The following is an 8,735-nucleotide window of genomic DNA, read 5'->3' as shown; positions in this document are numbered from 1 at the left end:
CTACATCAACTACTATAATCATCAGCGTATCAAACTGAAACTCAAAGGGCTGAGCCCTGTACAATACAGGACCCAGCCCCTAAATCTCCCCAGCCTTTAGACCTTCCAACTTTTGGGGGTCAGTTCAGAGGCGAGGCCTTGTTTGAACGTCGGCGCGTCTGATCTAGTGGGCGAAGCTCATCTTGGGTCTGAACTGCCCTGACGGGGCCTGATCAAAAATCTGATAGATCTGCGGATTGCGAAGCGGTGTCCCGCTCTCGTCGTTCACCAGATTCTGCTCGGAGACATAAGCGACATATTCGCTCTCGTCATTTTCGGCGAGCAGGTGGTAGAAGGGCTGATCCTTGCTCGGGCGCACCTCGGCGGGAATGGAATTCCACCATTCCTCCGTATTGGCAAACTCCGGATCCACGTCGAAGATCACGCCGCGAAACGGAAAAACCTTGTGCCGGACCACTTCGCCGATACTGAACTTTGCTAGTCTTTCTTTCATGGTACGACTTCCTTTCATCACCGAATTTGGTGATTGGTGGCTCATAAATCAAGATTTTTGAGCGCAGTCCGTCACATGAACGTCATATCCTCGCCATTTGCGTCCGTGACGTGGGAGGTGAAAGCCCCGGCAAGCCAGGGCTTTCAATCTTCGCTGGATCAGGCCGAATAGTACATGTCGTATTCGACCGGGTGCGGCGTCATTTCGAAACGCATCACCTCTGCCATCTTCAGCTCGATGAAGGCATCGATCTGATCATCGTCGAAGACGCCGCCGGCGGTCAGGAACTTGCGGTCCTTGTCGAGGCTTTCGAGCGCTTCGCGCAAGCTACCGCAGACGGTCGGGATCTTCTTCAATTCCTTCGGCGGCAGATCGTAGAGATCCTTGTCCATGGCCTTGCCGGGATGGATCTTGTTCTTGATGCCATCGAGGCCGGCCATCAGCATGGCGGCGAAGGCGAGGTAGGGGTTGGCGGTCGGATCCGGGAAGCGGACTTCGACGCGCTTGGCCTTCGGGTTGGAGCCGAATGGAATGCGGCAGGAGGCCGAGCGGTTGCGGGCCGAATAGGCAAGCAGCACCGGCGCTTCATAACCCGGAACGAGACGCTTGTAGGAGTTCGTCGACGGGTTGGTGAAGGCGTTGATCGCCTTGGCATGCTTGATGATGCCGCCAATATAGTACAGGCAGCTCTCGGAAAGACCGGCATATTCGTCGCCGGCGAAGGTCGGCTTGCCGCCCTTCCAGATCGACTGGTGCACGTGCATGCCCGAGCCGTTGTCGCCGAAGATCGGCTTCGGCATGAAGGTCGCCGTCTTGCCATAGGCGTTCGCCACCTGGTGCACGACGTATTTGTAGATCTGCATCTTGTCGGCGTTGCGCACCAGCGTGTCGAACTTGATGCCGAGTTCGTGCTGGGCGGCTGCCACTTCATGGTGATGCTTTTCGACGACGACGCCCATTTCGGAGAGAACCGTCAGCATTTCCGAACGCATATCCTGGGCGCTGTCGACCGGCGGAACCGGGAAATAGCCGCCCTTGACCCGCGGACGATGGCCGAGGTTGCCGGTTTCGTAATCGGTGTCGTCGTTCGACGGCAGTTCGGTCGAATCCAGCTTGAAGCCCGTATTGTACGGATCTGCCTTATACTTGACGTCGTCGAAAACGAAGAATTCGGCTTCCGGGCCGACGAAGATCGTGTCGCCGATGCCGGAGGCCTTGAGATAGGCTTCGGCCTTCTTGGCGGTGCCGCGCGGGTCGCGGTTATAGGCCTCGCCGGAGACCGGATCGAGGATGTCGCAGACGATGACCATGGTCGACTGAGCGAAGAACGGGTCCATATGCACCGTTTCGGTATCGGGCATCAGCACCATGTCGGACTCGTTGATGGCCTTCCAGCCACCGATCGAGGAGCCGTCGAACATCACGCCGTCAGCGAACATGTCTTCGTCAACGCAGGCAACGTCCATCGTCACATGCTGCAACTTGCCCTTCGGGTCGGTGAAACGCAGATCAACGAACTTCACGTCGTTTTCCTGGATCTGCTTCAGAATTTCGCTTGCGGTCGCCATTAAATACCTTCCTCCAATTTGCAATGACAATAGGTGGGCGCGATGACGGTATCGGACTTTGCGCGGTAGGCAAAGTGGTCAGATGGCATCGATGCCGGTCTCGCCGGTGCGGATGCGGATAACCTCTTCGACATTGGAGACGAAGATCTTTCCGTCGCCGATGCGGCCGGTCTGCGCCGCCTTGCGGATCGCGTCGATGACGGCCTCCGCGTTTTCGTCGGCCAGTACGACCTCGACCTTCACCTTTGGCAGGAAGTCGACGACGTATTCGGCGCCGCGGTAGAGTTCCGTGTGGCCTTTCTGACGACCGAAGCCCTTGGCTTCCGTGACTGTGATACCCTGCAGGCCGACTTCCTGAAGGGCTTCCTTCACTTCGTCCAGCTTGAAGGGCTTAATGATCGCTTCGATCTTTTTCATGAGAAAATGTCTCTCCGCTTCTCCTGTTATGGCAGGATGTTTCCCGCTCGCCGGATATGATGCAGATATCGTGCCAGTTTGAAATCCATCTTGATGAAAAAAGACGTCGATTTTGTCAAAACCGGCGCGTTTGCCGGGAATTCCATGTCGATTTGGCGACCGAAGAGGTGGAAAAACATGGGTTCCCGTCAAAAATCGTGCCGGAAACCGAAAAAGTCCGCTTTCTCCGCGAATCCGGGAGCGTCCCTAGTGGTGATGAAAAGATAGGCAAATGCATAAAAGCGTGCTTTTCATTGCTGCTGCAGACGGTTGTTTTTTGGGCGTTTTTTGAATTGAATAGGCTGATGAGCGAACATCTGTCCGACCTTCTCCTCACACCCGCCGAGATGGCTGCCGTCGACGCTGCAGCGGCGAAATCCGGAATCGATAGTTTCGGGCTGATGGAAAAAGCAGGGGCCGCGACTGCGGCCGCCGCGTTGCGACTTTATCCCGGCGCCCTGCGTTTGGCCGTGTTCTGCGGACCCGGCAACAATGGCGGCGACGCCTATGTGGCGGCACGACATCTGCAGGAGAGCGGGGCGAACGTCGCGTTGTTTCATCTGGGCGATCCGGCGACGCTGAAGGGTGACGCCGCCCGCGCCCGGGCCGGCTGCGCGCTTCAGGGGCAGGGGCTTGAGCTCTACCGGCCCGAAAGCGGCGATGTCGTCGTCGACGGTCTGTTCGGCGCGGGGCTCGCACGCCCGGTACCGGCCGCTGTCCGCACCGTGGTCGAGCAGGTTGCCGTGGCCGACATCCCCGTGCTTTCGATCGACCTGCCCTCCGGTCTCGACGGCCGCACCGGCAAGGTGCTGGGCGCGGCCTTCCGGGCGCGCAACACCATCACCTTCATGACACGCAAGCCCGGCCATCTGCTGATGCCGGGCAGGGAGCTTTGCGGTGAACTGGCGGTGTTCGATATCGGCATTCCCGCCCGCATCGTCAGGGCCGAGGCGGGCGGTATCATCGCCGAGAACAAACCGGATGCCTGGAAGGCCGTGCTGCCGCCCGAGCAGTTGGAGACCCACAAATACAAGCGCGGCCATCTGGTCGTCTTCTCGGGCGAGGCCGACAAGACGGGTGCCGCGCGGATGTCGGCGGCCTCCGGCCTGAAGGCCGGTGCCGGCCTGGTGACGATTGCAGCGCCCCATGCGGCGGTGGCCGCCAGTGCCGCGCATCTCACAGCCGTCATGCTGCATGCGATCGACGATGCCGCCGAACTCGAAAAATGGCTGTCGGACTCCCGGCTGCAGACCTTCGTCCTCGGCCCCGGTTTCGGTATCGGTGCCAGGGCGTGCGCCTATGTCGCGGCTCTTGCCGATCGCCGGCTGGTGCTCGACGCTGACGGCATCTCCTCGTTCAAGGACGATCCGCAACAGCTTTTCGATCTTTTCCGAGGCGAGCCGCGCCTGGTGCTGACACCGCACGAAGGCGAATTTTCGCGGCTGTTTCCCGACATCGGTGGCGACGATGCGCTGGGCAAGGTCGACAAGGCCCTGGCCGCCGCCCGCCGGGCCAATGCCGCGATCGTCTATAAAGGCGCCGATAGCGTCATCGCCTCGCCGGACGGCCGCGCATTGATCAATACCAATGCGCCTGCCTGGCTTGCGACCGCCGGTTCCGGCGATGTGCTCGCCGGCATCATCGGCGGATTGCTCGCCCAGGGACTGCCGGCCTTCGAGGCGGCGGCCGCCGGCGTCTGGCTGCATGGAGAGGCCGCCCGCCGCGCCGGCAAAGGCCTGACGGCGGAAGATCTCGCAGCGGCGGTACTGCCGTTGTAGTTCGATTTATTTCGTCAGCAGTTTCTGCAGGGCGATTGCCCCATGCGGTGCATTCACCTTGCCCTCATGGATCATGAAGGCGAAGACGTCGCGCGGCTCGACCTTGACCTCGCGCCCTTTATCGATCAGCGGCAGATCATCGGGGACCTTGCCTTCCGCCCAAGTCTCGAGCCGCTCCGCCCAGGCCTTCAAGTCCTTGTCGGGATAGCAGGTCGCAATGTCGTCCGATCCTTTCTGCAGCCGGGCATAGACGAAATCGGCCGTGACGTCGGCGATCATCGGATATTCGAAATGTTCGGCGCAAACCGGCGCCACGCCATATTTGGCAAGCAGGGCGACGAATTCCGGCACCTTGAAGGAATCGTGGCGGACCTCGACGACGTGGCGAAGCGCCAGCCCGTCCTGTTTTGCCGGCAGCAGCTTCAGGAAGGCCTCGAAATCGTCCGGATCGAACTTCTTCGTCGGCGCGAACTGCCAGAGCAGCGGCCCGAGATGATCGCCGAGCTCGCTAATTCCAGATGACAGGAACCGCTCCATCGATTCCCCGGCTTCGGCGAGCACCCGCCGGTTGGTGACGAACCGCGTCGCCTTCAGCGAAAAGATGAAACCTTCGGGCACATCGGCCGCCCATTTGGCAAAGACGGCCGGCTTCTGGGTGCTGTAATAGGTGCCATTGACCTCGATGACCTTCAGCTGGCGGCTGGCATAATGCAGCTCGTCCTTCTGTTTGAGGTCATCGGGAAAGAAATGCCCGCGCCACGGCTCGAAGGTCCAGCCGCCGATGCCGGTGCGGATAGTGCCGGATTTCGTCATGTCGTCCTCCCAGTTGGCAGCCATCAGGCCGCATCTATCTCTTTCGTCATGTCGACGAGGGTCCATCCTGGCGGATACAGGTTCGGTCGGCGACCCGTTTCCTGAAATCCGAAGGCGCGATAAAGCGCGATGTTCCGCTCCATCCTGGCATTGGTATAGAGCCGGATCTCAGGCAGCACCCATTCGCGCGCCTTGGCCTCCAGCCATTCGAGCATCGCCAGCCCGTGGCCGGCGCCTTGAAAGGCCGGCGGGACCGCGATGCTGAACAGCATGAGGTGATCCGAATGCCGTTCGACCACCGTGAGGCCGGCGATTTCGCCGTCGATGTCACGCAGCCACACCTCGCCGCGTTCGATCCGTGGCGTGTAGTCTTCCGTCACCGGGATCGGTGGCGAGCCGAAGAGTTCGGTATAGGGGCGATAGGCGGCTGCCGTCAGCATCGTGACCCCAGCCTCATTGTCATTCCGCCGCAGCCGCCCTCTTGGCTGGTCGCCGTTCCAGCAATTCCTTGAGGAACTGTCCGGTATAGGACCGCTTCTCCTTGACGATTGCCTCGGGCGTGCCGGTAGCGACGATCTCGCCGCCGCCATCGCCGCCCTCGGGGCCGAAATCGAGCACCCAGTCGGCCGTCTTGATGACTTCGAGATTGTGCTCGATCACCACAACCGAATTGCCCTGATTGACCAGCTCGTGCAGCATTTCGAGCAACTTGGCAACATCGTGGAAATGCAGTCCCGTCGTCGGTTCGTCGAGAATATAAAGCGTGCGCCCGGTCGAGCGCTTCGACAGCTCCTTGGCGAGCTTGACGCGCTGCGCCTCGCCACCCGAAAGCGTATTGGCCTGCTGGCCGACCTTGATATAGCCGAGGCCGACATCCTTCAGCGATTGCAGCTTGTCACGCACGGCCGGTACCGCCGCGAAGAAATCGACGCCTTCCTCCACCGTCATATCGAGCACGTCGGCGATCGATTTCTGCTTGAAGGTGACGTCGAGCGTCTCTCTGTTATAGCGCTTGCCGTGGCAGACGTCGCAGGTGACGTAGACATCGGGCAGGAAGTGCATCTCGATCTTGATGACGCCGTCGCCCTGGCAGGCTTCGCAGCGTCCGCCCTTGACGTTGAAGGAGAAGCGGCCCGGCTGATAGCCGCGCGCCTTGGCTTCCGGCAGGCCGGCGAACCAGTCGCGGATCGGCGTGAAGGCGCCGGTATAGGTCGCCGGGTTCGAGCGCGGCGTGCGGCCGATCGGCGACTGGTCGATGTCGATCACCTTGTCGATATGCTCGAAACCGTCAATCCGGTCATGATCGGCGGGGATTTCGCGCGCACCCATGACGCGGCGCGCCGCCGATTTATACAGCGTCTCGATCAGGAAGGTGGACTTGCCGCCGCCGGAAACGCCGGTCACCGCTGTGAAGACGCCGAGCGGGATCGAGGCGGTGACATTCTTCAAATTGTTGCCGCGCGCGCCGACGACCTTGATCTCCCGACCCGTCTTCGGCTTGCGGCGCTCGTCTGGAACCGGCACGCCGAGTTCGCCCGAGAGATATTTGCCGGTCAGCGACTTCGGATTGTCCATGATATCCTGCGGCGTGCCATGGGCGATGACCTGGCCGCCATGGATGCCTGCCGCCGGGCCGATGTCGACGACGTCGTCCGCCGTCAGGATCGCATCCTCGTCATGCTCGACGACGATGACCGTATTGCCGATATCGCGCAGGTGCTTCAGCGTGTCGAGCAATCGGGCATTGTCGCGCTGATGCAGGCCGATCGACGGCTCGTCGAGCACGTAAAGCACGCCGGTCAAGCCCGAGCCGATCTGCGAGGCGAGGCGGATGCGCTGGCTTTCGCCGCCCGACAGCGTGCCGGAATTGCGCGATAGGCTCAGATACTCCAGGCCGACATCGTTGAGGAAGCGCAGCCGGTCGCGGATCTCTTTAAGGATACGCACGGCGATCTCGTTCTGCTTGGCGTTAAAGCTGGCCGGCAGCGTCTCGAACCAGTCGCGCGCAACGCGGATCGACATCTCGGTCACTTCGCCGATATGCAGCCTGTTGATCTTCACCGCCAGCGCCTCGGGTTTCAGGCGATAGCCGTTGCAGGAAGGGCAGGGAGCGGCCGACATGAAACGCTCGATGTCCTCGCGCGCCCAGGCGGAATCCGTCTCCTTCCAGCGGCGCTCGAGATTGGTGATGATGCCCTCGAAGTTCTTGTGGGTCGTGTAGGAGCGCGCGCCGTCGGCGTAATGGAATTCGATCTTGTCGTCGGTGCCGTTGAGGATCACATCCTTGGCCTCGTCGGAAAGATCGTTCCAGCGGGTGCCGAGCTTGAAGCCGTAATGTTTGCCGAGCGCTTCCAGCGTCTGATTGTAATAGGGCGAAGTCGATTTGGCCCAGGGTGCGATCGCCCCGTCGCGCAGCGTCCGCTCGGGTTCGGGCACGATCAGGTCAGGGTCGATCTTCTGCTGGGCGCCGAGACCGTCGCAGGTCGGGCAGGCGCCGAAGGGATTGTTGAACGAGAAGAGCCGGGGTTCGATCTCCGGGATGGTGAAACCCGAAACCGGGCAGGCGAACTTCTCCGAAAACAGCACGCGCTCATGCGTTTCGTTAAGCGACTTGTTGGCCGAACCGCCGGCAGCGGTCTCTTCCGGCGGAAGCGGCTTGTCGGCGAATTCGGCGACCGCCAGCCCGTCGGCGAGCTTCAGGCAGGTCTCCAGGCTGTCGGCCAGGCGCGCCGCGACATCGGAGCGCACAACGATGCGGTCGACGACGACGTCGATGTCGTGCTTGTATTTCTTGTCGAGAACAGGCGCCTCGGCGATCTCGTAGAATTGGCCGTCCACCTTGACGCGCTGGAAGCCCTTCTTCATCAGCTCCGCCAGTTCCTTCTTGTATTCGCCCTTGCGCCCGCGCACGAGCGGCGCGAGAATATAAAGACGGGTGCCTTCGCCGAAAGCGAGGATACGGTCGACCATCTGGCTGACAGTCTGGCTCTCGATCGGCAGGCCGGTCGCCGGCGAATAGGGAACGCCGACGCGGGCAAAGAGCAGGCGCATATAGTCGTAGATCTCGGTGACGGTGCCGACCGTCGAGCGCGGGTTGCGCGAGGTGGTCTTCTGCTCGATCGAAATGGCAGGCGACAGGCCGTCGATCTGGTCGACATCGGGCTTCTGCATCATTTCGAGGAACTGCCGGGCATAGGCCGACAGGCTCTCGACATAGCGCCGCTGGCCTTCGGCGTAGATCGTGTCGAAGGCGAGCGAGGATTTGCCCGAGCCCGAAAGACCGGTCATGACGATCAGCTTGTTGCGCGGCAGATCGAGATCGATGCTCTTCAGATTGTGCTCGCGCGCGCCGCGGATGGAGATCGTCTTCAGTTCGCTCATCGTCTCTGCTTTGGTTTTCTGGATAACAGCCCTTATTTAGTGATGCCGGCGGGCGAGTCGAGGCTGAATATCCTGGAAGCTTCAAGGTTTTCGATTCTGTTGACAGGATCATACGGATAAACTAGAACAAATAAAGAACAAAATTCCTGATGAATGCATGCGGCTTTCTGATGGAGAAACATGTGGATGAACGACCGTTTCCGCGCATTGGCGGTCCGCGATGGTTTAAGGTGCGCTGATCGATTA

At 60.7% G+C, this 8,735-nt stretch carries 8 protein-coding genes; 2 read left to right on the top strand and 6 right to left on the bottom strand.

Annotated elements, in window-relative coordinates; translation table 11 throughout:
• Positions 1-100, top strand: a 100-nt coding sequence (locus EFD56_RS28610; protein WP_164736876.1) for an IS3 family transposase, incomplete at its 5' end; no start/stop codon positions are given.
• 63 nt (positions 101-163) lie between these two features.
• Here the strand turns inward: EFD56_RS28610 and hspQ are convergent.
• From hspQ to EFD56_RS28595, 3 genes are all read right to left on the bottom strand, one after another.
• Positions 164-493, bottom strand: coding sequence for a heat shock protein HspQ (gene hspQ / locus EFD56_RS28605; RefSeq protein WP_004671869.1), 330 nt, complete (start codon positions 491-493; stop codon positions 164-166).
• 158 nt (positions 494-651) lie between these two features.
• Positions 652-2,061: a type I glutamate--ammonia ligase gene (gene glnA, locus EFD56_RS28600; protein ID WP_004671872.1), complete on the bottom strand. Its 1,410-nt coding sequence runs from the start codon at positions 2,059-2,061 to the stop codon at positions 652-654.
• 78 nt (positions 2,062-2,139) lie between these two features.
• On the bottom strand, positions 2,140-2,478 hold the full coding sequence (locus EFD56_RS28595; protein ID WP_003539626.1) for a P-II family nitrogen regulator: 339 nt from the start codon (positions 2,476-2,478) through the stop codon (positions 2,140-2,142).
• 344 nt (positions 2,479-2,822) lie between these two features.
• Between EFD56_RS28595 and EFD56_RS28590 the strand changes: the two genes are divergently transcribed.
• Complete coding sequence (locus EFD56_RS28590; RefSeq protein ID WP_126906902.1) at positions 2,823-4,295, top strand: NAD(P)H-hydrate dehydratase; 1,473 nt, start codon at positions 2,823-2,825, stop codon at positions 4,293-4,295.
• A 6-nt stretch (positions 4,296-4,301) separates the two neighbouring features.
• Here EFD56_RS28590 and EFD56_RS28585 read toward each other — a convergent pair whose 3' ends face one another.
• Genes EFD56_RS28585 through uvrA form a run of 3 tightly spaced genes read right to left on the bottom strand, consistent with a single transcriptional unit; the run spans position 4,302 to position 8,489 of the window.
• Entirely contained in the window at positions 4,302-5,108 is an 807-nt protein-coding gene (locus EFD56_RS28585) for a DUF72 domain-containing protein (protein WP_126906903.1), read from the bottom strand.
• Positions 5,109-5,131: 23 nt separating this feature from the next.
• Positions 5,132-5,548, bottom strand: coding sequence for a GNAT family N-acetyltransferase (locus tag EFD56_RS28580; RefSeq protein ID WP_126906901.1), 417 nt, complete (start codon positions 5,546-5,548; stop codon positions 5,132-5,134).
• A gap of 19 nt (positions 5,549-5,567) precedes the next feature.
• On the bottom strand, positions 5,568-8,489 hold the full coding sequence (uvrA, locus tag EFD56_RS28575) for an excinuclease ABC subunit UvrA (protein WP_126906900.1): 2,922 nt from the start codon (positions 8,487-8,489) through the stop codon (positions 5,568-5,570).
• Positions 8,490-8,735: the final 246 nt, after the last annotated feature.

This window comes from Rhizobium phaseoli (assembly GCF_003985125.1).
In the GTDB taxonomy this organism is placed as follows: Bacteria; Pseudomonadota; Alphaproteobacteria; order Rhizobiales; family Rhizobiaceae; genus Rhizobium; species Rhizobium phaseoli.
The sequence above is the reverse complement of the archived record's forward strand: the minus strand, read 5'-3'. Positions and strand labels throughout refer to the sequence as shown.